At 44.3% G+C, this 24,896-nt stretch carries 19 protein-coding genes and 3 tRNA genes; 12 read left to right on the top strand and 10 right to left on the bottom strand.

The genetic code is table 11. The features are described 5' to 3' along the window. Positions 1-199 precede the first annotated feature (199 nt). From HY063_10450 to HY063_10460, 3 genes are all read left to right on the top strand, one after another. A complete protein-coding gene (locus tag HY063_10450; GenBank protein MBI3502206.1) occupies positions 200-1,861 on the top strand; it encodes a tail fiber domain-containing protein in 1,662 nt (553 codons plus the stop codon). A 197-nt stretch (positions 1,862-2,058) separates the two neighbouring features. After that, complete coding sequence (locus HY063_10455; protein ID MBI3502207.1) at positions 2,059-2,271, top strand: helix-turn-helix transcriptional regulator; 213 nt, start codon at positions 2,059-2,061, stop codon at positions 2,269-2,271. Between the two features lie 43 nt (positions 2,272-2,314). After that, positions 2,315-3,043, top strand: coding sequence for a fibronectin type III domain-containing protein (locus HY063_10460; protein ID MBI3502208.1), 729 nt, complete (start codon positions 2,315-2,317; stop codon positions 3,041-3,043). Positions 3,044-3,486: 443 nt separating this feature from the next. Here HY063_10460 and HY063_10465 read toward each other — a convergent pair whose 3' ends face one another. The 9 genes from HY063_10465 to HY063_10505 form a co-directional block, all read right to left on the bottom strand. Further along, positions 3,487-5,643, bottom strand: coding sequence for a peptidylprolyl isomerase (locus HY063_10465; protein ID MBI3502209.1), 2,157 nt, complete (start codon positions 5,641-5,643; stop codon positions 3,487-3,489). 90 nt (positions 5,644-5,733) lie between these two features. Then, positions 5,734-6,678, bottom strand: coding sequence for a hypothetical protein (locus HY063_10470; GenBank protein MBI3502210.1), 945 nt, complete (start codon positions 6,676-6,678; stop codon positions 5,734-5,736). A gap of 6 nt (positions 6,679-6,684) precedes the next feature. Continuing rightward, a complete protein-coding gene (locus HY063_10475) occupies positions 6,685-7,710 on the bottom strand; it encodes a hypothetical protein (GenBank protein ID MBI3502211.1) in 1,026 nt (341 codons plus the stop codon). Positions 7,711-7,785: 75 nt separating this feature from the next. Further along, positions 7,786-9,183: an ABC transporter permease gene (locus HY063_10480; protein MBI3502212.1), complete on the bottom strand. Its 1,398-nt coding sequence runs from the start codon at positions 9,181-9,183 to the stop codon at positions 7,786-7,788. A gap of 75 nt (positions 9,184-9,258) precedes the next feature. Beyond that, complete coding sequence (locus HY063_10485; protein ID MBI3502213.1) at positions 9,259-11,013, bottom strand: hypothetical protein; 1,755 nt, start codon at positions 11,011-11,013, stop codon at positions 9,259-9,261. A gap of 13 nt (positions 11,014-11,026) precedes the next feature. Next, a tRNA-Arg gene (locus HY063_10490) sits at positions 11,027-11,100 on the bottom strand. Positions 11,101-11,125: 25 nt separating this feature from the next. Beyond that, positions 11,126-11,200: transfer RNA gene (locus tag HY063_10495), tRNA-Pro, on the bottom strand. A 92-nt stretch (positions 11,201-11,292) separates the two neighbouring features. Further along, positions 11,293-11,377, bottom strand: a tRNA-Ser gene (locus tag HY063_10500). Positions 11,378-11,384: 7 nt separating this feature from the next. Further along, positions 11,385-11,627 (bottom strand): GIY-YIG nuclease family protein, encoded by a 243-nt coding sequence (locus HY063_10505; protein ID MBI3502214.1) that lies wholly within the window; start codon positions 11,625-11,627, stop codon positions 11,385-11,387. Positions 11,628-11,698: 71 nt separating this feature from the next. Here HY063_10505 and HY063_10510 point away from each other — a divergent pair, with 71 nt between their 5' ends. From HY063_10510 to HY063_10530, 5 genes are all read left to right on the top strand, one after another. Beyond that, a complete protein-coding gene (locus tag HY063_10510) occupies positions 11,699-12,115 on the top strand; it encodes a T9SS type A sorting domain-containing protein (GenBank protein ID MBI3502215.1) in 417 nt (138 codons plus the stop codon). Positions 12,116-12,256: 141 nt separating this feature from the next. Beyond that, entirely contained in the window at positions 12,257-14,647 is a 2,391-nt protein-coding gene (locus tag HY063_10515) for a choice-of-anchor B family protein (protein MBI3502216.1), read from the top strand. Positions 14,648-14,650: 3 nt separating this feature from the next. Further along, positions 14,651-16,042, top strand: coding sequence for a choice-of-anchor B family protein (locus tag HY063_10520; protein MBI3502217.1), 1,392 nt, complete (start codon positions 14,651-14,653; stop codon positions 16,040-16,042). A gap of 50 nt (positions 16,043-16,092) precedes the next feature. Next, positions 16,093-16,671, top strand: coding sequence for a hypothetical protein (locus HY063_10525; GenBank protein MBI3502218.1), 579 nt, complete (start codon positions 16,093-16,095; stop codon positions 16,669-16,671). 880 nt (positions 16,672-17,551) lie between these two features. Next, positions 17,552-19,972: a choice-of-anchor B family protein gene (locus HY063_10530; GenBank protein ID MBI3502219.1), complete on the top strand. Its 2,421-nt coding sequence runs from the start codon at positions 17,552-17,554 to the stop codon at positions 19,970-19,972. Positions 19,973-20,040: 68 nt separating this feature from the next. Here the strand turns inward: HY063_10530 and HY063_10535 are convergent, their stop codons facing one another. Beyond that, complete coding sequence (locus HY063_10535; GenBank protein ID MBI3502220.1) at positions 20,041-20,301, bottom strand: type B 50S ribosomal protein L31; 261 nt, start codon at positions 20,299-20,301, stop codon at positions 20,041-20,043. A gap of 137 nt (positions 20,302-20,438) precedes the next feature. On the opposite strand from HY063_10535, the gene HY063_10540 reads away from it, so the two are divergent. From HY063_10540 to HY063_10555, 4 genes are all read left to right on the top strand, one after another. Next, entirely contained in the window at positions 20,439-21,905 is a 1,467-nt protein-coding gene (locus HY063_10540) for a hypothetical protein (protein MBI3502221.1), read from the top strand. A 72-nt stretch (positions 21,906-21,977) separates the two neighbouring features. Then, entirely contained in the window at positions 21,978-23,132 is a 1,155-nt protein-coding gene (locus tag HY063_10545; protein MBI3502222.1) for a peptidoglycan DD-metalloendopeptidase family protein, read from the top strand. 63 nt (positions 23,133-23,195) lie between these two features. Beyond that, complete coding sequence (locus tag HY063_10550; protein ID MBI3502223.1) at positions 23,196-24,320, top strand: glycosyltransferase family 4 protein; 1,125 nt, start codon at positions 23,196-23,198, stop codon at positions 24,318-24,320. Then, on the top strand, positions 24,313-24,879 hold the full coding sequence (locus tag HY063_10555) for a threonylcarbamoyl-AMP synthase (protein MBI3502224.1): 567 nt from the start codon (positions 24,313-24,315) through the stop codon (positions 24,877-24,879). Before HY063_10550 ends, HY063_10555 begins: the two co-directional genes overlap by 8 nt. Positions 24,880-24,896: the final 17 nt, after the last annotated feature.

Raw genomic sequence — 24,896 nt, forward strand, 5'->3', positions numbered from 1 at the left:
TGTTGTTTTCATAGAAGTTCGTTTTGGTGAACCGCTATGATGATTTATTTTGCCCTTGCTATCTCTCTGCCTGATTTTATTTTTTCAACATCTGCTTGTTTATTCCGAATGTTTTTTACCTTTGTTGCGAAAGTCCTAAAACAATAATTTTAATTTTAACGGCAACGGAAGCGGAAGCGTAATTCAAAACAATGTGGGCATGGGTATGCCATGCAGCACGGGACCTTGCGCTGTTTGCCCTTCCTGCCAGACTTGCGACCCCATTGCAAAATTGCAGGTGGTTCAGAGTGCAGGCATAAAAGGTTCAATAGGCGAGAAAATATTAAATACAGATGGAGATGCAATCGGATTGCTTGTGAATACCTCCGATGCTCCCTATGCAATTGTGGTTCCGCCCGATGGGTATGAATCATCTGCCCCAACTATTCATCACAAAGTATTTTTTGGAATGAATATACCGGCTCCTCTGTCAATTTCCGGCACAAATTCTCCACAGGCAGTAATGTACGTTGGCAATGCGGGCGATGGCACAAGCATTGTAGTTGGAGGGAATTCATATATCTCTGATAGTTCTCTCAAAGCAAATGTTCTGCAAATTCCAAATGCTTTAAATGCAATTCGCAATATAAAAGGAGTAACATTTGACTGGACAACTACCGGAAGACATGACATAGGTTTTGTTGCACAGGATTTAGAAAGACAAATTCCACTTGTAGTTAACTATGATTCTCTTTTAAAAGTTAAAACAGCCGATTATCCCAGAGTTCTTCCCGTTGCCGTAGAAGCCATCAAGCAATTAGACAGCGCGGTAACAAAAGCAGCGAGCGTTCCCGGTGCGCCCGTTTTAATTTCCCCTGCCGATGGTGCGGTGGGAAGTTTCAACGGAGGAGGAGCATTGCCAGGAAATCAACAGCAAATATCTCAGCAACCGGCACTCGTCTGGCATTCGGTATCGGCAGGAATTATTTTGTATCGCGCTCAGATTGCAAAAAATAATTCGTTCGATACATTGGTGTTTGACCAGAGCACATCCGATACAACTATTTCTTTTTCTCTGTGCGATTCCGTATCCACCACTTACTACTGGCGCGTGAATGCAAAAAACAATGCCGGCACAGGCGCATGGAGCAATGTGTTTTCGTTTACCGATACGGCAAAATGCCTTTCGGTTTCTCCCATCCGCGCTGCCAATGCCACCGGATTTTATTCTTCTTCCGACAGCCGCATGAAAACAAATGTTGCTCCTTTAACTTCCGCGCTCGACAAAGTGAACGCGCTCAGCGGAATTTCTTATAACTGGATTCAAACGCCCGGTTATGTTTTTGACAGCGCGCAGCAAATCGGTTTCATTGCCGACAGCGTTCAGAAAATAGTTCCGCAAGTAGTGCACACGGATAAAAACGGTTACCTCACGTTGGATTATGGAAGATTGGTTCCCGTGCTGGTGCAGGCAATCAAAGAGCAGCAGGCAACAATCACAAGTCAGCAGTCGGCAATCGGCAATCTGCAAACGGCAGTCAGCAATTGTTGTTCTTCAAATGCAAAAACCACAGGCAATACTACTCTTCCATCAAGCGATGCCGACCTTGCTTCCGCTTCGGCAATGCTCTGGCAGAATTTCCCCAACCCCTTTGGCGAGGGAACAGTAATCCGTTATTTTGTTCCTGAAAAAACCGCCAGCGCAGCGCTCGTTTTCACCGATGAATTCGGCAATGAAGTGAAAACCGTTACGCTTCCTTATAAAGGAATAAAAGCGGAACTGAATCTTTCCACATCCAACCTTGCCGCGGGAATTTATTCCTATTCGCTGGTGGTGGACGGAAAAATTGCGGACAGCAAGAAGATGTTGAAGTCAAAATAAAAAAATAATAAAGACGAAAATCCCGATAGCGCAAAGCGCGTATCGGGGCTCAAGAGCAAATAACTCACCCCTGACTTCGTCTTCCCCTCTCTATCTGATAGAGAGGGGAGTGAGGGGAGAGTCCTTTAAGCCCTGCACAGGTCTACCTCTGTTTGAAAAAATAGTTTGTCCTTTGCTGATGTTTTTGACAATGAGGTATGCAAAAATTAATGGGAGCAATAATAAAACAGGAGCGCCAATCAAATAAACTTTCACAACAACACATAGCCGATAAAATGAAATGTTCCGTAAAATATGTATCGCATGTGGAGAACGGGCGCAAGAATATTACGGCTGCGGTGTTCGAAGATTTTCTGGTGGCAAGCGGCTCAGACAAAAAAAATATTTTTCACCCGCGATTTACTAGTTGACATTAAACAGTAAACTTTAAACCATACACACTAAACCATTCCTATGAAACGTCCCTTTTTAGCCGTGATGCACTGCACCCCGGTGCAGTTCGACCTGTTGCTGAAATTGCTTAACAAGGTAATTACGCACCTCACCGATAATGCCGGTATCTTTACCGCACCTGACCCCACTGTGGCTGCTTTGCAAGCCGAGGTAAGCCCCCTTGAAAAAGCCATTGCCGCTGCTAAAAAAGGCGGCACCGAAGCCACCGAAGCCCGCAACAAGGAAGCGCTGAAGGTGCACGGCATGCTCAAAGAGGAACTTGCCTATGTGAACAAGGTGGCAAAAAACGACAAGGACACCATTCTGCTTTCGGGTTTTGACGCCAGCAATGAGCCCTCGCCCACCGAAGTGCCCGATGCGCCCGTCATTAAACGGATTGAAGATGGCGACTCGCCCGGCACCGCAAAAATTTTTCTGGCGAAAATTACCAGCCAGCTGCTCTCCACCAAGCAGAAACTGACCTTCATTGTGCAACTCACCACGGACGATTCTGACGAAGATAGTTTCAAAATAGTTTTGATGACAAGCAATTCAAAAAAACTGGTTATCCCCAATCTCCTTCGCGGGCAGGAAGTGTTCATACGCCTATCGGCAATGAACGCTCACGGGCAGAGCGACTGGAGCACCGTTACTCCTTTCATTGCAAGAACAGGCACATCTGAGAAAAAGAAACCCTTTCCCCCGCCACCGCCACCGCCACCGCCTCCTCCGCCTCCGCCAGCCCCGTAAGAGTACGGATAACGAAAAGTTCGAATCTACGAATGAATGCAAGGGCGATTGCTATTCGAAAATTCAGTATCCTTCATTGACGTTGGGTTCTGCCAAAGCAATTTTGCGGCATACTAAAGCCGGGTGGGCATATACTAAACTAAAATTGTGATATACTAAAATCGCTTTGTGATGTACTTAAGCCGCTTTGTGATATACCAAACTCGCTTTGTGGCATACTTAAGCCGCTCTATGGCATCTTAAACCGCTTTGTGGTATACTTAAAGTCGGCTTGTGGTATACTTAAGTCGGTTTGTGGTATACTAAAGCCGCTTTGTGATATACCAAAGTCGTTTTGTGGTATACTTAAGTCGGCTTGTGAAGGGCATTTTCAGGTGAGTTTAGAAGGAGAGCGCAAAAGCCGGTGATTTTTCGCAGTGATGTGCTGCAAAGGGTTAAAGGTTTTAAAAGAACTTCGCCCTGTTATCCTTTATTTCGGCTTTCTTCTTGATGGCTTCAATGGGCTCCATGTCGGCACGGTAAGAGTAATTGCTCATGGCTTGCTTTTTAGCGGTTGAATAATCAGTGGTGGCGGGCGCTTGGGTTATTTTTGCAATGCGCAGCACATACACGCCCGATTCTCCGGCAACGGGCTTGGAGGTTTCATTCTGCTTCATAGTAAACAAGGGTCCGTATAATTTAGATTCCCTTCCCACCTTGGGAATGGAATAGGAGGAGAATGTTGCGCCTTCTGCCGAATTAATGTGGAGGTTCATTTTGGCAGCGTACTCATCGAGGGTTTTGGCGTTGAGTTTGTTGAACTCTTCCGAAATCATTTCGCCTTTCTTCGTTTTCTTCGCGCCAAATTCTATTTCATCTTTCCGTTGTTCTATGGTTGCGAAGCCCTCTTCGCGTATTTCGGCAAGATGCCCCACCACATATTTATCGCCCATGTTGAAAGGAGTGGTGCTCACTTCTCCGTTCTTGGCATTGAATGCCCACCGGATTACTTCGCGCGGGTTTTCCAGCCCTGCAATTGTTTTATCCGATTCCTTCAGCGGGTCGGCAACGCGCACAATGAGATGAGATTGTTCTGCGCCTTTTGAAAAGGTTTCGGTGGTGTGGTATTTCTCTATGAAATCATTCACCGTGTTGAAAACATCCTGCCGTGTTTTTGTTCCGGGCTCCACTTTGCGGTCAATGGTTGCCACTGCGGTTTTCAGGGTGGGCGTTGTCTGGTCAAGAATTTCTATGAGATGGTAACCGAACTGCGAAAGTGCAACGGGCAAATCGCCTTTCTTTCCGTGGAAGCAGGCATCCTGAAATTCGGGCACCATTTTTCCGGCAGTGAACCAGCCGAGCGTTCCGCCCGAATCCCTGCTTCCGGCATCTTCCGAAAACTTTTTTGCCATCTCTTCGAAGTTATGTTTCTTTTGAATCACGCTTTTGATGCTGTCAATTCTTGCTTTGGCTTTTATTTTTCCGAGAGAATCCTTGGGAGCAACTTTCAGAAGAATGTGCCGCGCTTTCACCGAGTCGGGTGTGGTTTCATGAGCAATCACTTTGCATAAATGATACGCATCGTTCTCAACATATATGGGAAGAATGCTTCCTTTCTCCGATGCGTGCGCAAGCGAATCAATCTGGAAGGGAAGTTTTCCTTTTCCGTAAAGCGTGGTGTCATACGACCGCTGGTCGGCTTCGCGCACCACGAAGAGCGAGTCCTCTTTTTTATTTTTTATTTTTCCCCAGTCCTCTTCCGTTTTGTCGAGTTGTGTTTTCACTTCATCGTAATCGGCTTGCGTGGGCTTCAAATCAAAAATCACGTATTCAAATTTGCGCGAAGCATCCTGCTTGAATTTAGTTTTGTTCTCGTTGTAATACTTCAGCAAATCCTGTTCGTTAACTTTCACGGTGGAATCTGAAATGGAAGAATAGGGTTTCACCAGGTAGTTGAAGTCAACCGTGCGGTTGAGGTTTTCGTAATCGGTTTTCGCCTGCGCGGTGGTAACGTACAATCCTTTTTTGATAAGCGCCATGTATTTGCTTTCCATTTTTACATCGGGAAGCGCCTGCTGAAATTCCACCCATTGATTCCACTCGGCAGGGTATTGCTCTTTGTATTTTGCCAGCGTGTCATCGTATCGCTTCACTGCCTGCGCGCTTAATTGCCCTGTGCGCGGGTCGCGCATGAACTGGGCAACCTGCCCGGTATTGGGGTCGGTGAAATGCTGAATCACTATAGGGTCGGGCTCGGTGCCGAGCAACAGGTCTTTCACTTCGTTTTCGGAAACAGAAATTCCTGCTTTGCGGTATTGCGGCTTGAGCGCAATGTCGTTCACGTATTTTTCCCACACGCGGTCGCGAATCTGGTTCATGGTTTCGTCATCGAGGGCAACTTGTTTCTTCCGCTCCTTCAGCATTTCTGCAGTGCGCTGCACTTCATTGTCGAATTCAATCAAACTGACGGAGGTTCCTGAAATTTCTCCTGCCGATTGCTCGGATTGAAACAATCCTCTGCCTTTGAATAAAAAATCTCCGAGAACAAATGCGAGCAGCGCAATAAAAATAATGACTGCGATGAGCGCTCCCCGTTTACGAATGCTTCCGATGACTGCCATAGTTAAATGTTTTGCCTTAAATCCCTGAAGGGACTTTGAGCAGGTGTTTTATTTGATGAATGTTGATTTTCATTTTTTGTATTTCTCCCTTTAGGGTTGGGGCGAATTAGTTTTTCTTCCTTCCATAATCATAATCACGATGAGTGCAAACAACGTGGCGGCAAACGCTGCCACCGTTACAATCAGCCAGCGCACGGGGTATGCTTTCTTGTCAGATGGAAACGGCTTCACCACCACGTTTGTGTACGTAAGTTTTTTTTCCGAATCGTTCACCACCGTATTGTATTGCGAAAGAAGTTTTGCATATTCAGCGGTTGACTGGCTGAGATGCTCCTGCAGTTCGTAAAATTTTCCTCCGCGCTCTTCCAGATTGCGGAGCGCATCGGTGAGTTCGTTTATTTTTTTCTCGTTGCCTGTGGCAAGCGTGCGGTAATATTCTTTTGAAAGTTCGCGGCTCTGCGCTTTGTAATCAATGATGCCGAATTTCACTCCGAGTTCTTTCAGCGCGGTGTTGATGGAATCAATCTGCGTTTGCTTGTTTTTCATCTGGTCGGAAAATATTTTCACCAGTTCTCTCGATTTTTCTTTGTTCATCTTAAGCGTAAATGCATTGAAGGCGTTTATCATTTCATTTATCATATCGCTGGCAACCTGCGCGTCAATGTCAAGCACTTCAATTTTCACCGCTTCGTATTCGGTTTTCTTTATGGAAACATTTTCATTATAGATACTCAGCAGTTCATTGTGAATCGTTGAACTGGCAGAATCCAATTTATAATGCTGAACCAAATGAAAATAATCTGCCACGTGATTAAAAATGCTGTCTGACTGAAACAACTGAAGCATTTGCTCGGTGGGAGATTCCTGGCTATAAGGCATCAGGTTGGAAGGATAAATGATGGCGGTGGATTTATATTTCGGCTTGATGAAAAACGGAGAAGAAAAAATTGCCGAGAGCGCAATGGCAAGCGCAATCACCACTGTGAGCGTGACTTTCCATTTCAGTAGTATGTTCAGCAAATCAAAGTTTTTCATCTGCACTTATTCTTGACCGATTGTTTGTTTTAGTTTTTTTATGTTTTCGAAAAGCGCAATTGCCAGCACTGAAATTATCAGCGATGACAAGGTTGCTATGGTAACAATTATCCACCGCACCGGATACGATTTTTTTTCTGCGGGAAACGCTTTGTCCACCACAAACTTTTCAGAGATGTTTTGCTGCGCATCTACTTTTGCCTGTTCGTATTTTTCTTTCAGCAGATTGGATTGCTCGCGCATGCGGTATAAATCATCGCGCAGCGCCATGTAGGAGGTTCCATAGGCGGAAAGCGTTTTTATTTTTTGTTCGAGTTCCGCAGCAGCACCTGTTTTTCCTTCCACAATGGCTTTGCCGAGCGCTTCGTTCAACCGTTCTGCCTGCGATTCGTAATCGTTCACGCCCAGCAGCATGAGTTTATGCAATGAATCTTCTTTAGCTCTTATTTCATGTTGAAGCGAACTGTATTCCTTCTCCACAATTTTGAATGCGTCAATGGCGCGGTTGCGTTTCATGTGCACCATTGTGGAATCATAGAGCGCGGCAATATCGTTGGCAATGTTCGATGCCATTTGCGGGTCGTGGTCGAGCACTTCAATTTTCACCGACATGTATTCGGTTTTCCTGAACTGAATGTTGTCATCGTATTCATTTCGCAAAAGCGTGCGCTTGTACGGATTGTCTTTTTCAATTCCGTAATGCTCGCCCAATTTATATTTGCTCACAATGCGGTCGCGGATTTCTTCGGAGTTCAGCACCTGCAGCATGCGTTCCATATCATCTTCTTCGCCAAACTGCAAAAGGTCTGACTGAGACGGAGCGTTTTGCGCCATCAGTGATTTTGCAACTGAAACGGAAGTGGCGGGAAAAAGAATTACCGTTGATTTGAATTTTTCAGGAATCATAAATGCAACTCCTGCCGATGCAATTGCAGCAAGCACGCAAACGCTGAGGATGGTTTTGCGCCATTTATAAAAAAAAGAAAGCAGGTGAGCGGAGTTAATGTGAGATTTATTTTCGGGAGAAAACATTCAGGGATTTTTCAAAGGGTTGATTAAAAGAGTGGCAAAAATAGAAAAATAAATCATTGCTGTGATTATCGCGCTTCACGGTTTTTTCGTATAGGAAATGCGCGGGTCAACAAGCGCGTAAAGAATATCTGAAACCAGATTGCCGAGCAGCGTGAGCATGGCGGTGAACATCATCACGGAAAAAATTATAGGGTAGTCGCGCGAGTAAAGCGCGTCCAAACTTAATTTGCCCATTCCCGGAATATTAAAAATAGTTTCAATCACAAACGAACCGGAGATTGCCAGCGGAAAAATGCTTCCGAATAAAGTGATGACAGGCAGAAGGGAATTTTTCAGCGCATGTTTCCAGATAACTTTTTTTTCATCCAGTCCTTTCGCTCTTGCCGTTTGAATATAATCCTGCGTGATGTTTTGCAGAATTCCTCCGCGCATCTGCCGCGAAACAAAAGCGAGCGAGCCGTAGGTCCAGCAAAAGAGCGGAAGAAGCAAGCGGTACGTTCCTTCCAGTAATTTATATCCGATGGAAGCGTCCTCGGCAATTGGCGGAGAGCCGGGCGCAGGAAACCACGAAAGAAAATCTCCTCCGCATAAAAAAATCACCAGTAGGGTTGCAATCCAGAAATTCGGAAGTGAATAAAGAAGGAACAGGGTAGTGGTGAGGGTTTTTTCGCTGCGTGTTCCTTTTTTTATTGCCGAGTGAACTCCCAGCGGAATGGCAATGAGATAGGCGAGAAGAATGGAAGTTAAACTGATTCCGAGCGTGCGCGGAAGCGCTTCCCACAGTGATTCGCTCACAGGGCGTTTATCCTGGTACGAAACCCCGAAGTCGCCTGAAAAAAAATTCACAAGCCAGTGATGGTATTGATTGCGCAAACCGTACCAGTGAATTGCAGGAATATATTTCCTGTATGGATTTTTTCCGGAAGAAAGTTTCAGGAAAGCAATTTTCAAATCGTGCACGCTCGCCAGCGGAGCCGTAGAGAATTTTTCAACGAGCAAATTTATTTTTGTTTCATCGTGCTGAAGAAATAATTCATTTATGAGGAAGCGGTAATCCGACAGGGATGAGTAGTTCAATGAATTTTTTTCAGAAGCAAATAAATCCGATTCCACTTTTCTTTCTGCCAGATAAAAAGCAGAAACCGTTGACCAGTTTCCGTATTCATTTGCCAGTCGCTTGAGCGTTGCGCGGTGTTCCGGGTTTGGAATTTTGTAAAGCGTATCAGGAACAGTTGCATCGGTAAGTGAGAAATAAAACAGTGGCAAATCAAATCCGAGTTCGTGACGGAGCGCGATGTATTCTTTTTCTTTTGCCGGTTTTTGCGACTGCATTGCTTCGCTTCCTTCTCCGCGATTCAGTATAATATCAACCGGGTCACCGGGTGCATTCACCGAAATAAAAAATGTGAAAAGAGAAATAGTAATGAGCGTGGGAATAAAAAGTAATAATCTTCTGACAATATATTTCAGCATGGCGGGGTAAAGGTATAAGGTATATGGTATAGGGAAATGAGCGGTTGAAAAAAAATTCCCTTATACCCTATTTCCTTATTTCCTGACTTTGAAACTTTGCTCCCAGTAGCCGGGACGAATGGCAGATGCTTCGGCATTTTCAAACCGCTTGCTGATGGCAATGCGTTCGGTGGGAGCCCAGAGAAAAATCATGGGAACTTCTTCGTGAAAAATTTCCTGCATGCGCTTGTACATCATTGAGCGTTTTTCTTCGTTCAGTTCTTTTCGAACGGCAACGAGCAATGAATCGGCTTCTTTGTTTGAAAAGTTTGCATAGTTGGAACCATCGCCATTGGCACCGTCCGTATGAAAAGTTGATTTCAAATCATCGGGCGGAGGGCCGCTCACCCATAGGCCAATCATCATATCGAAGTCGTGCTTTCGGCAAATGCCCATGTACACTACGAAATCGCGGAGAATAACATTTACTTTTATTCCCACTTTTTTTGCTTCCTCCTGAAATAGGAGCGCAATGGTTTTTCGTTCATCGGTTTCAGAGTTGACATAAAAATCAAGTATAAATTCTGTTCGCTTGCCGTCAATCATTTTGTCGAGCGTTTCGTCTCCGTTTGTATTTTCCCAGCCGGCTTTTTTCAGAAGTTCTTTTGCTTTCTCCGGATTGTAATCATAGGGAACAATGCCCGCATTGTAATATTTTTTCTTGGACGGATGAATGGGCCCGATAACTCTTTCCGCCTGCCCGTATTTTACAGTTTGAATCATTTTATCCACATCCACAAGATGCGCAAGCGCCTGGCGCGTGAGTTTGTCGGATAAAAGTTTGCTCTTGTTGTTAACGCCTATGTATGCATACGCATACATCACGGGCGTGTACGAATTAAAATTCTGCATATACTTTTCTGACTTCGGAAGTTCGGCAAAATCTTTTGACTTGATGGTGCGCATCACATCCAGGTTTCCTGCTTTCAGCGAAACAAGCGCAGTGGACTGATCTTTTATAATCTGAAAAATAATTTTTTCAGGAAACGCTTCAAAGAAACAATTTTCTTTTTCGAGTGCAGCGCCCCACCAGTTTTCTTTTTTTGTGAGCACCACGCGCTCGTTGTTTTTCCAGTCGGAAAATTTATAGGCACCGCTGCCGGAAATAAAATTTTTATCGCGCATTCTTTTTTCCGAATTAAAATCATCGGCAAATTCTTTCAGCGCGGCATCGCTGCTGAGTTTTTCTCCTTCTTCCGAAATTTCCTTCAGAGAAAATTTTCTGAGCAATCCTTTCGGGTCATACATATATTCCGGATAAATAGGAACATCACCAAAGGATACATCGGCAAGAAAAAAAACCTGGTTGCATTCCACAGTAAACTTCAGCGGGTCATCGTCATAAAATTTAAAGCCGGATGTAAATTCAAAATAGGGACGGGCATTCGGGTCATTCACCAGCGGACATATTAATGTCTTCAGTGAAAACTCCACGTCTTTGGCAGTAACAGGCGAGCCATTATCCCACCGCGCTTCTTTTCGGATGCGGAAGGTAAGCGACATGGTAGTGTCAGAAGTTTTTTCAACAAGCGGAAGCTCCTCGGCAAGCACGGGAACAAAGCGTTCCGGATTTTTATAATTAACATCAATTAATTTCTGGAAGATATGATTGCAGATGTAATTGGAAGAAGCATCGGTGGCATTGATGGGATTGAGCATTTCAGGGTCGGCAAGTTCATGCACAATTACTTCGTTGCGCGGAGAATTTCCGCCCGAGCAGGACATTTCAACAACGCTCAGTGTAACAAAAAAATAAATTGGAAGGAAAAATATTTTTTGAAAACAGTTCATGAATTAAATTTTGTAGTCCCGACTGGATTCGAACCAGTGACCGCAGGTTTAGAAAACCTGTGCTCTATCCAGCTGAGCTACGGGACCGAATTTTCAATCTTAAACTTGTAAGTCGGGGTGGCAGGATTCGAACCTACGACCCTCTGCTCCCAAAGCAGATGCGCTAGCCGGACTGCGCTACACCCCGATTTATTTTTTTCATTTCAAAAAACTTTTCCTACGACCCCTCCGATTCCAATCGGAGTGCGCTAGCCGGACTGCGTTACACCCCGAAATCCGCGGAGGGAGAGGGATTCGAACCCCCGCTGGTTTTACCCAGGCCTGTTTTCAAGACAGGTGCAATCAACCGCTCTGCCATCCCTCCGTGTGTACTAAATTATTCCTTTTCCTTTCAGATATACATAACCACTTATAGATTTAAAAAAATATTCTCGATCGGCTGCTTCTTCCATTGTTTCAAATTGTTCGAAGTAATGCAAAAGAAAAGGGCGCCTGCTTTTTGTAGATTTTTCTCTTCCATTATTATGCCTTTTTATTCTTTCATCTAAAGTATTTGTATGACCGTAATAATATTTTCCATCCTTTAAACTTTTCAATATATAAGCAAAAAACATTTGACGGGTGCAATTTTATCCCTTCGGGACAACCGCCTCCGAAGGCGCAAGTCTGCCATCCCCTCCGAAAAATGAGTTGCAAAAGTAAAATTATTTTCTCTCAGACAGGAAATAGAGATTATGCCGGAGAAATAGGAAAATTAAAATGGTGGATTGACGAGCGCATCTCCTGGCTCGATGCACACATTCCCGGCTTCTGCGCGCCAAACGCAGTGAATGAAACTGTTTCTCCGCTCATGCTCCGGGTTTATCCCAATCCCTTCACGCAAACGTTTCATCTTTCTTGCCTGCTTCCTTCCATAAATGAAACCGGCAAGGCGGAAGTAAGCATTGAACTGCTGAACATGCTCGGAGAGCACGTGCTGCTGAAATACGGAGATAAAACTGCCGGAATGTATGACGAAGAATTTTCAACTTCAGGACTTGCTCCCGGAATTTACACTGTAAAGTTCAGCGTGAACAACATTTCATTTGCAAAGAAATTGTGAAAGTGGGAGAGCGATGAGTTGGAATACTTGCTTTGCATAGGTTGGTATATTTAATACTAACCTATGTTCTTTTCCTGCCTAAAAACTTTTTTTCCTCCTCACCAAAATTTTTCTTTCCTTTGACGCACCAAACACTCTTCTATGAAAAAAATTTTACTTGCTTCTTTATTCTGTATTCTGAATTCTGTTCTTCTGTTCTCACAGAACCTGAATGTAACCCTCGCTTCCACCTACACCTATTCCACCGGCACTATTGCAAACATCTGCGGATGGAAAAGCCCCGTTGACGGAAAAGAATACGCGCTCGTGGGCGCACACACCGGCTTATCCATTGTAGATGTCAGCAATCCGTCCGTTCCTTCTGAAATAGTTCTCATCAACGGTCCCTCTTGCCTCTGGCGCGAAATAAAAACCTACGGCAATTATGCGTATGTAACTTCTGAATGCGGAAACATCGGCTTGCAGATTGTTGACCTCACCAATCTTCCCGCCACCAATCTCACCACCGCCACATGGACTCCCACCATTAATACCACCACGCTCGCCACCATTCATGCCTTGCATATAGATACTGCAAAAGGAAAAGTTTATCTCTATGGAAGCAACGTGGGAAACCAGGGCGCCATTATTGCGGATATTAAAACAAACCCCATGGCGCCTGTTTACAAAGGAAGTTATGACAACCGCTATATTCACGATGGTTATGTGCGCAACGATACGCTCTACGCCTGCCACATATACGATGGCGATTGCGAAATGGTGGACGTAACAAATCCCGTCAGCGGAGTTTCCATTGGCGATGTTCAAACGCCCGGCTTGTTCACGCATAACTCGTGGCTCAATGCAAACAGCAAAGTCGTTTTCACCACCGATGAAGTGAGTGATTCCTATCTTACTTCCTACGATATTTCCAATCCCTCAAACATTTTTGAATTAGACCGCATTCAATCCAATCCCGGAAGCAATTCTGATGTGCACAACACGCATATCATTCAGAAGAGCGGAGCGGAATATGCCGTTACTTCATGGTACAACGATGGCTTCACCATTGTGGATGTTACGCGCCCGGATAATATGGTGCAGGTGGGAAATTACGATACCGAACCTACTGTTTCCGGTTCAGGCGAAGACCACGACTGGGGAGTGTATCCTTTTCTTCCTTCGGGAATCATTGTGGCTTCCGATATGGAGAACGGATTATTTGTTTGTGCGCCCACCTATATTCGCGCCTGTTATCTCGAAGGAACCGTTACCGATTGCAACACAAACGCTCCGTTGAATAATGTGAATGTAACTATTCAGGTAACTAATCCGCAAAGCAATTCAAACACCGATGTAACCGACTTTGCAGGAAAATATGCCGAGGGTGTTCCGCTGGCAGGAACATATCAGGTAATCTTTTCCAGAACGGGCTACATCACCGATACCGATACGGTGGTTCTTTCCAACGGAGTGGTTACACTCGATAACTTTACGCTTTGCCCGCTGCCTGTTTTTGCTTACAGCGGAAAAATTTTCGACAACAGCACCAGCGTGGGAATTCCCAGCGCGTTTGTTTCTGTCTATGATGCTAATTCCCGGTGGGATACTATTACCGATGCAAATGGAAACTTTACCATTCCCACTATGTTCAACGGAAATTATTCGGTGGCTTCGGGAAAGTGGGGATATAAAACCAACTGCACAGCGCCTCAGGCAATCACTTCCACTTCCGCTCCCTTCAGCATGGGATTGAACAAAGAAATTTACGATGACTTTATGTGGGATTATAACTGGACGATTTCCGGAAACATAGTGAAAGGAATATGGGAACGCGCAGTCCCCGTTGGATTTTATAATTCGCAGGGCGCTCCGGTAAATCCTTCTGCCGATGTTACCAACGATTGCGGAGATGTTTGCTATGCCAACGGAAATCACGGCATCACCGGACTGGATATGGGAAGCACCCTTCTCACTTCGCCTGTGTTTGACCTTTCGGCTTACACCAATCCCTATCTCTATTATTCGCGGTGGAAATATCTTCCGTGGAATACCAACACCGACACAGTAGTGATTACGCTCAGCAACGGAACCAATACGGCAACTCTTGAAAAGTTAACTTACATTTCTCCGGGCAACGGGCAGTGGGTGAACAAGAATTATAAAATCTCTTCGCTGCTTAGCCCGACATCCTCCATGTCTTTTACGGTAAGAGTTACCAACAACAGCGGGAAAGATATTATCGGAGCGCTCGATAGATTTTTTATTGTTGACTCTGCCAACAGCGCAGTGAATGAACCAACGATGAATGAAGAAGTGAATGTGTTTCCCAATCCGTCCGCTGACGGAAAGTTCACGGTTCAGAGTTCAGGGTTCAATGTTGAAGGAATTGAAATAGATAATATATTCGGTGAAAAAGTGACACGAAGCGTCATTCCGAACGCAGTGAGGAATCTCACCATTGATTTATCCAATCAACCCAACGGAATCTACTTCATCAAACTTACAACTGACCGGGGAATCATCAACAAAAAAATAATCCTTAATAAATAAAACATGAAAAAACTTTTTCCCTTCGGCATTCTCTTCTTTATACCTTATTCCTTATTCCTTATTCCCTGCGCTGCGCAAAACATGAACATTACCCTTGCCGCGCAGTTGAGTTACGGCTCGCAGGAACTTTCAAACATCTGGGGATGGAAAAGCCCCGTTGACGGAAAAGAATACGCGCTCGTTGGCGCTGCCAACGGATTATCCATTGTGAATGTAACCAATCCTTCTTCGCCCGTGCAAATTGTGGAGATTGCTCCGCAAGACCCTGCTTCCACCAATTGCAGTTGGCGCGAAGTAAAAACCTGGGGCAACTATGCCTATGTTACCACCGAGTGCGGGCAAACCGGCTTGCAGATAATTGATTTGACCAATCTTCCTTCGCCCTCGCTTCCGACAGTAAACTGGAAACCCGCCATATTGGATTCAAGCATTATGAAAACCGACACGCTTAAAACCATTCACGCGCTGCATATTGATAATGGAAAATTATATTTATACGGAAGTAATCTTAGTTTAGGCGGAGCGCTGGTGGCAGATGTAAATACAACACCTATGAATCCTGTTTATCTTGGCAGTTACAGCGCAGGCGGATACATTCATGACGGCTATGTGCAGAACGATACCATGTATGCAGGGCATATCTGGGCGGGCACGGTGGAAATTGTGGATATGAAAAATCCCTCTAACGGAATTCCTCTCGCTTCTTTTTCAACGCCCGGAAATTTTACGCATAACACATGGCTTTCTTCCAACGGAAAAACCTGCTTCACCACCGATGAAATAAATGGCGGCTATCTTGCCTCGTTTGATGTTTCCAATTTTTCTAACATTACCCAACTCGATACTTTTCGCACCGACCCCGGCAGTGGGGTGATTGTGCACAATACGTATATAATAAAGAAGAATGGAATTGATTATGCCGTTACTTCGTGGTACAAGGATGGAATTATCATAGCAGATGTTTCGAATCCTTCCAACATAAAGCAAGTCGGCAACTACGATACTTCCCCGCTTTCGGGCAGCGGCTATGGCGGATGCTGGGGAGTGTATCCGTATCTTCCTTCGGGAATTATTATTGCCTCCGATATTGAGCAGGGATTATTCGTGCTGAACCCAACCTATGTATCAGCGCCCGAAATAAATTCAGCCGGTGCGGGCGTTTCAGTTTATCCCAACCCATCCGCTGACGGAAAGTTTACAGTTTCGGGTCTCTGGTCTGGGGTTCAAATACAAGTTTACAATGTGTTTGGCGAAAAAGTGTATTCAACCATTCAGCCATCTAACCATTCAACCGCTTCTGTTTATCTCCCTTCAGGGACGGGCCGTGGCATTTATTTCTACCGCTTGCTTTCAACCGATGGCAAAGAAATAACCGGCAAATTAATTATTGAGTAGCGGATTAGAAAATTATTATATCTTTGCAAACAAAAATTAAAACCAAATCAATGAAAACAAAAATCTCTCTTCTTCTCGCCATGGCAATTGTTGCCATCACTTTCAACGAATGTAAAAAGTATCCCGATGGTCCCGGTCTCAGTTTGCGCAGCAAAACCGCAAGGATGACGGATAACTGGAAAATTTCTTCTTACAAGATTAACGGTGTGGATGAACTTGCTCCTTACACTGAAACCATGACTTACACAATTTCTAACTTCAGTTGCTCGAACGTTGGACAAGATGTTACTTATACCTATTCCGAGTCGCTTTCAAACTTTACTATGGATATTGCAAAAGGAGGCACTGTAACCACCAGCATTACTGAAAGTATAACTGATATTGACGGCACTGCTACTAATGCTGCCTGCGCTGCAAAAACAAAAACCACTACTCTTACTTCTGCAAGTGCCGGCACATGGGCATTTGCTTCCGGTAAAAAACAAGTGATTGTAACTACTACCGGAACGAGCAGCAGTACAACTACGTATGATATTCTTGAGTTAAAAGAAAAAGAAATGAAATGGAAAGGAACCGTAACTATAAGCGGTGTTGCTTACCTTGAAGAATACACTTTCACCAAGCAATAAGCAAAATAATTCTTAAAGAGGAAAGCCCTTCGATTTTTCGGAGGGCTTTTTTGTTTTAGCGGCTCCGCAGCAGGTCTGCGGAATTGCTCCGCAGGTCTTTTCTCGGACTGCTCAGGTCTGCGGAATTGCTCCGCAGGTCTTTTCTTGGGCTGAGCAGGTCTGCAGAATTGTTCCGCAGGTCTTTTCTTGGGCTGAGCAGGTCTGCAGAATTGTTCCGCAGGTCTTTTCTTGGGCTGAGCAGGTCTGCGGAATTACTTCGCAGGGGTTTTTATGGATTAAGCACATGAATTCACCCTATGAAATCCGCTTTTCTTCCAGTAAATGGCGGATTTCTCCGCTTCTGCGTATCCGCTGAGCATTTCTGCGGATAATTTCTTCCCGTCAACTTGCAATTTCTTCCCGTGAGGTTGCAACTACAGTCCGGGAAGTTGCAACTTCTTCCCGTGCGGTTGCAACATTTTCCCGTGAAGTTGCAATTTATTTCCCTAAGGTTGCAATTTCTTCCCGTGAGGTTGCAACTACAGTCCGGGAAGTTGCAACTTCTTCCCGTGCGGTTGCAATTTATTTCCCTAAGGTTGCAATTTCTTCCCGTGAGGTTGCAACTACAGTCCCGGAAGTTGCAACGTTATGCCGCGAGCAGATAACCTGGCTTGGCGCGCTCCTCTCTTTTACGCTTAAACAGGCAACCTTAAGTATTAACGTGAGTTTTGCTTAAGGACTTCATTATTGAATGAGATTCCTCATTTCGCTTCGCTCCATTCGGAATGACATCTTTAATTTTTATAGGGAGAGAAGCGGGCGCGCAGAGCGCGCCCGCTCCCAATCTTGCATTTATCCGCGCAAATTCTTTCCTTTGGCAACTCAATTAAAAAAAATATTTATGAAAAAACTTTTACTTGCTTCTTTATTCTTCATTCTGGCTTCTGCCTTTCTTCATGCACAGAATGTAAACGTAACCCTTGCTTCCACCTACACTTATTCCACAGGCACCATTGCAAACATTTGCGGATGGAAAAGCCCTTCCACCGGAAAAGAATATGCGCTGGTGGGCGCGCACACCGGCTTATCCATTGTGGATGTAACCAATCCTTCTTCGCCCGTGCAGGCGGCTTTTGTTGCAGGACCTTCCTGCCTCTGGCGCGAAATCAAAACCTACCGCAACTATGCATACGTTACCAGCGAATGCGGAACGGTGGGCTTGCAGATTGTTGATATGACAAATCTTCCTGCGGTTTCAACCGCTTCGTGGGCGCCCACCATTAACGCCACCAAACTTCAAACCATTCATGCGCTTCATATTGATACGGCAAAAGGAAAAGTTTATCTCTTCGGAAGCAACGTGGGAAACCAGGGCGCCATTATTGCCGATATAAAAACAAATCCCATGGCGCCTGTTTACAAAGGAAGTTATGACAACCGCTATATTCACGATGGCTACGCGCGCAACGATACGCTCTATGCCTGCCACATTTACCAGGGCGATTGTGAAGTGGTGAACTGCACCAACCCCGCTGCAGGAGTTTCGCTTGCCGATTGGAACACGCCCAACAACTTCACGCATAATTCCTGGCTGAACGCAAGCAGCAAAGCCATTTTCACCACCGATGAAACCGCAAATTCTTTTCTCACTTCCTACGACCTTTCCAATCTCAGCAACGTGGTGGAACTCGACCGCATTCAATCCAACCCCGGAAGCAATTCCGATGTGCACAACACGCAAATCATGCAGAAGAACGGAGGAGAGTATGCAGTTACTTCGTGGTATAATGACGGCTTCACCATTGTGGATGTTACGCGCCCGAATAATATGGTTCAGGTAGGAAATTACGATACCGCTCCCACTGTTTCCGGCTCAGGCGAAGACCACGACTGGGGAGTGTATCCGTTTCTTCCTTCGGGAACCATTGTGGCTTCCGATATGGAGAACGGCTTGTTTGTTTGCTCGCCCACCTATCTGCGCGCCTGTTATCTGGAAGGAATGGTTACCGACTGCAATACCGGCAATCCTATTGTCAACGCTACCGTTACCATTACAAATCCTCCTGCGGCAAATATAAACTCAGCCACCGATTTTACCGATGCCTTGGGAAAATACGGAGTGGGAGTTCTTCCTGCTGGAACCTACACGGTGGTTGTTTCCAAGCAAGCATACACATCGCAAACTTTCACCGTGTCATTAACTTCAGGAAATGTTACCACACTGAATGTTCAACTCTGCGCAACCACTCCGCCTTTTCCTTACTCAGGTCATGTATGTGACAATGCCACTTCAAATGGAATTGCCGGAGTGCACGTTCACATGGTAGATAATACTATTGTGTGGGATACGATTACCGATGTAAACGGAAACTTTAACTTTCCGAGTTTCCTTGCAGGAACCTATGATATTATTGTGGGCGAGTGGGGTTATATTACAAAATGCTTGAGCGGTCAGGGAATAAATGCAACGAGCAATCCGCTGAACATTTGTCTCGACAAAGGCATTTACGATGACTTCAGTTTTGATTTCGGCTGGGTTGTTTCAGGAACCTGCGTGAATGCATGGGTAAGAGATGTTCCGATTGGAACGTATGATACAGGAAACGGCAATGCAACCGCAAACCCCGATAAAGATGTGCAGAACGATTGCTCCGACCAATGTTACGTTACCGATAACGGAGGAGGTGCTGCCTACGACCACGATGTGGATCCGCCCGGCTACACCATTCTCACTTCGCCTGTGTTTGACCCAACAGCAATGACAATGCCGGTGGTGAGTTACTCGCGCTGGTGGTACGATGCCATGCTCAACAGCAATCCTCCGAATGACACCATGGAAGTTTATATTACAAACGGAACCAATACGGTTTTGCTTGAACGGTTGCTGAAAGGAAATTCTTCCAGCGTGTGGGTGAACAAAAAGTTTGTGATATCAAATTATGTTACTCCCACTGCCACAACAAAAATCTGGATGCGCACTTCTGATGCTTCTCCCGGTTCCATTGTGGAAGGAGGAATGGATTTGTTTTATGTCTATGATTCTGCAGCGGTGGGCGTGAGTGAGCCGACTTTTTCCGCTGATGTGAAAGTTTATCCCAATCCATCGGCTGACAAAAAGTTTACAGTTTCATGTTTCGGGTTTCAGGTTGAAGAAATTGAAGTTTACAATGTGTTTGGCGAAAAAGTGTATTCAGCCATTCAGCCATCTAACCATTCAATCATTACTATTTCTCTCCCTTTAGGGACGGGGTCTGGAATTTACTTTTACAAATTAATTTCTGCAGACGGCAAAGTGCGAACAGGCAAGTTAATGATAGAGTAGGGGAAAGAAACAAAAAAAGAAAAAGCCCTCTTCATTTTTGAAAAGGGCTTTTTTATTTATAGAGAAAACTATTTCTTCTTCGCTTTCTTCTCGTAGCGGTTGCGGAATTTATCCACGCGCCCTGCCGTATCAATCAATTTCATTTTGCCGGTGAAGTAAGGATGAGAAGTGTTGGAGATTTCCAACTTAATCAACGGATAGGTATTTCCATCTTCCCATTTAATGGTATCTTTTGTTTCCGCAGTGGAGCGCGAGAGAAATGCGTAATCGTTCGATACGTCTTTAAACACTACGAAGCGGTAACTTTCGGGATGAATGCCTTTTTTCATGATAAGTATGATTACACAGATTATTTTTGATTACACCGATTTTCGGGACGCAAATATAATATAAACTTTTTATACAGGAATATAATTTTCTTCTGCCCCGTTCGTTCCGTTTGCCTGTATATCTTTGCCAATTCCTCATGAACCTCATAAACAAAACCGGTGTAATCTTTTTTCTAATTGGTGTAATTCTGTTTACTTCCTGCCGGAAAGATAAACTGCTCACCGATTCATCCGCCAAACTGGAATTCTCTGCCACTTCTATTTTATTCGATACTGTTTTCACCACGGTGGGCTCGGTTACAAAAACATTTCTGGTTTACAACCGCCATTCGCAAACAATAAAAATTTCTTCTATAAAACTTGCGCGCGGCACCGCTTCCAGTTTCAGAATTAATGTGGATGGAATGAAAGGAGTTTCCTTCAGCAATATTGAAATCAAAGCGAAGGACAGTTTGTTTGTTTTTGCCGAAGTAACCGTTGACCCGAACAATTCGAGCAACCCGCTCATCATCCGCGATTCTATTGTGTTTGAAACCAACGGCAATATGCAGGATGTGGATTTGGAAGCATGGGGGCAGGATGCTTATTTTCACACTCCGAACATTTTTCCTGCCGATGGTTTTCCCGGTTACTCTGTAATCAAATGCAACGATATTTGGAAAAACGATAAGCCGCATGTGATTTACGCTTACGCAGTGGTTGATTCCGGCTGCACGCTTACCCTGCAGCCCGGCACAAAAGTATACATGCACCCCAATGCCGTGCTATATGTGAATAAGGATGCAACGCTGAAAATTACCGGAAGCCAATCGCAGCCCGTAATTTTTCAAGGCGATAGATTAGAATCCGCGTATGCAGAAGCAGCCGGGCAGTGGGGATGGATTTGGCTTTCGCCACAAAGCAAGAGCAATAAAATTGACTGGGCGATTATCAAGAACGGATATTTCGGAATCATGTGCGACACGGTCAATAACTGGTCTGACACTACGCTGCGCATTTCAAACAGTATTGTAAAAAACATGAGCGTTGCCGCGCTGTATGGAAGAGGAACTTTTATGAAAGCATGGAATTGCGTGTTTGCCAATTGCGGGCAGTATGCGGGCGCGTTCACCATTGGCGGGAAATATAGTTTCTACCACTGCACGTTTGCCAATTACTGGAGCGCCACCACCAGGCAGTTTCCGGTTTTGCTGCTGAATAATTATTACAAGGATGTGAATGACAATATTCATGCGCGCAATCTCGACAGCGCGTTCTTTTACAACTGCATTGTGTATGGCGATTTATCTTCGGGCGATGAACTGAAACTGGATAACAACAGCGGTGCAGCATTCAATTATAAATTTCACAACTGCCTTCTGAAAACAACATTCGATGTTTCAAACGCTGCGCTTTACCAGAATGTGATTGTAAACAAAGAACCCTACTTTCACAATGTGAGTTATAACGATTACACCATTCGCAACCCGCTTGCGCTCGATGCAATCATCGGCAAAGCGGATGCTGCCATTGCAAATTTATTTCCTTACGACCTCAGGGGAAACTCAAGGATAATTCTTAGTGGAAGCACTCCCACCACTGGCGCGTATGAGTATGTGCCGTAGATTTTACAAAATTCTATAGAAAAATTCTCTTGCCTAATTGAAATAATTTTAGTTCCTTCGCACCTTAATTATATGCGAATAATTGCACTTGGAATTGTAGTTGCCATTGGAGTTTTTTCAACCGCCTTTTCTTTTCCGCATAATGAAAAAAAGAAAGGAGAAAAATCAAAAGCCGACAGCATGGCTTCTTCTTCCGTTCCGCATAAATCTTTTTTCAGAAGCAAAAAGGAAAACGCTCCTCCGCTGATTGAGAAAATGAGCGATGAGCAGTTGCTGCTCCTCATTGACCACATGTTTGAAGCCGAATACATGCCTGCCGATTTATGGAGCGAAGTAACCATGGAAATTGCCAAACGCAACCTCAGCAAAATAAAACGCGATGAGCCCGATATTTCCTGCGCCACCGAAACCAGCGGATGCGGACAACTGCACATTGAAAAACTTCTTCCCGCACCGGTAGAACCCTCTTCCGACCGCAGTACGATGTTTCTTTATCCGGCTTCCAATTATTATGGCGATTGGGAAGAAGACCTTTCTTCTCTTTTCAAAGATGAGTTTGCGCCCGGTGCGCACTATTCTCTCGAACTCGAAAATGCCGAATACGGATGTTTTAACATGCCTGCGTGGGGACCCCTTTCTTCTCCTTTCGGATGGAGGCACGGGTTGTATCATAAAGGCGTGGACATTCAGTTGAGAAAAGGCGATACCGTAACCTGCGCGTTCGATGGCATGGTGCGTTTTGCTCAGAAGAAAGGCGGCTACGGAAATGTGGTGATTGTGCGCCACTATAACGGGCTTGAAACTGTTTATGCGCATCTTTCAAAAATAAAAGTATGCGAAGGCGATGTGATTGGTGCTGGCGATTTAATCGGGCTTGCCGGAAGCACCGGCCATTCCACCGGCCCGCATCTGCATTTCGAAACCCGCTTCATGGGCGCTCCGGTTGACCCGCGCTATTTTATTTCGTTCGACTATGGAAACCTGCAGTTCAATTCGGTGGTTTTCAAAAAAAATAAAAACGGATTGCTGGCGGCATTTCATCCCGATACTGAATTTCATACGGTGGAAAAAGGAGAAACTTTTCTGGACATTGCCGCTCACTACTGCATCACCGCCAAAGAACTCCGCTCCATGAACGGCATCACTCCAAAACAATACATTCGCCTTAAGCAGGGAATGGTGCTGAGGGTTAGAGAAATTCCTGCCGAAGAATCTGCAGCAAAATAGTTTCCTCTCAAATTTTATTGGCTGTTATTAGTACATTAGTATAGATTAGTAATTTAGTAGATAATGAATATTGGCTTTGACGCGAAACGGGCTTTTACCAATTCAAGCGGGCTTGGAAATTATTCGCGCACGCTGATTAAGTCGCTGGTAAATTATTTTCCGGTGAATAATTACTTCTTATATACTCCGCAAAAAAATAAATCTTCATTTGCAGAATTTATTAACGGGCGGAAAAACTGTACGGTTGTTCAACCGAAAAACATAATTGATAAAAAAATTAATTCACGATGGCGCTCCTATGGAATTACAAATCTGCTGAACTCAACTAAAATCAATGTCTATCATGGACTGAGCAATGAACTTCCTTTTAATATCAGTAAGTTTCACGGAAGAAAAATAGTTACCATTCACGATTTGATTTTCCTGCGGCATCCGCAATTATATCCGCTCATTGACCGGAAAATTTATAACAGGAAAGTTAAATCCGCCTGCGAATCGGCCGATAAAATAATTGCGGTAAGCGTGCAAACAAAAAATGACATCCTTGAGTTTTATAAAATAAATCCGGAGAAAATAAAAGTAATTTACCAGAGTTGCGATGGGATTTTTTACAAACCATCATCATCGGAAGAAATAAAAAAAGTAAAATCAAAATACCATTTGCCTGAAACTTATTTGCTGAACATTGGAACAATTGAAGAAAGAAAAAACCTGCTAACAATTGTTAAAGCGCTGAATGTTGTAAAAGATATTTCTCTTGTCGTGGTGGGAAAGAAAAAATCGTATTTCAAAAAAGTTCAGGAATACATTGCCGAAAACAAACTTCAAAAAAGAATTCTCTTTCCCGAAAATATTTCAGATGAGGACTTGCCCGCTATTTATTCAGGCGCTGCTGTTTTCATTTATCCTTCTTTGCTCGAGGGTTTCGGCATTCCTATTATCGAAGCGCTCACGCGGGGAATTCCGGTTATCACTTCTCAGGGAGGTTGTTTTGCTGAAGCCGGTGGCGCTGATTCAATTTATATTGAACCGCTGAATCACGGGCAACTCGCTGAAGAAATAAAAAAACTTTTGTCTTCTTCCGATTCAAGAAAGAGAATGTCTGAAAGAGGAATAATATATGCAAGAAAATTTCTTCCCGAAAAAATAGCGGGAGAAATAATGAAACTCTATTCTGAAAATGCTTGAGCAGGAAATCCAGCAGGCGCTAAAAGTTTTGCGTGATGAAGGAACTATTCTTTATCCTTCCGATACCATTTGGGGAATTGGCTGCGATGCAACCCATGAAAAAGCGGTGGAGAAAATTTCTCTACTCAAAAAAAGAAACGAAGCGCAGCGTTTTATTTCATTAGTAAGCGATGAAGCCATGCTGAACCGGTTTGTAAAAAATATTCCTGCGGTTGCATGGGATTTGCTCGATGCAGCCGATTCTCCCCTGACAATAATTTATGACGAGCCGAAAGGTCTTGCCGCCTCTATTTTATCCGATGACGGCAGCGCGGCAATAAGAATTGTAAAAGATGAATTCTGCCAGCGGCTTATTCATAAATTCGGAAAGCCAATTGTTTCCACATCGGCAAATATCAGCGGTGAAAATACTCCGCAAAACTTTTTTGAAATTTCAGAAGAAATAAAAAACGGAGTTGATTATATTATAAACTGGAGACAGGATGAATGTCAGGACGCTAAACCTTCTTCCATTATTAAATTAAAATCGAACGGAGAATTCAAAATAATAAGGAAGTGAAAGAAAATCTTACACAT

The organism is Bacteroidota bacterium, from assembly GCA_016195025.1.
Classification (GTDB): domain Bacteria; phylum Bacteroidota; class Bacteroidia; order Palsa-948; family Palsa-948; genus Palsa-948.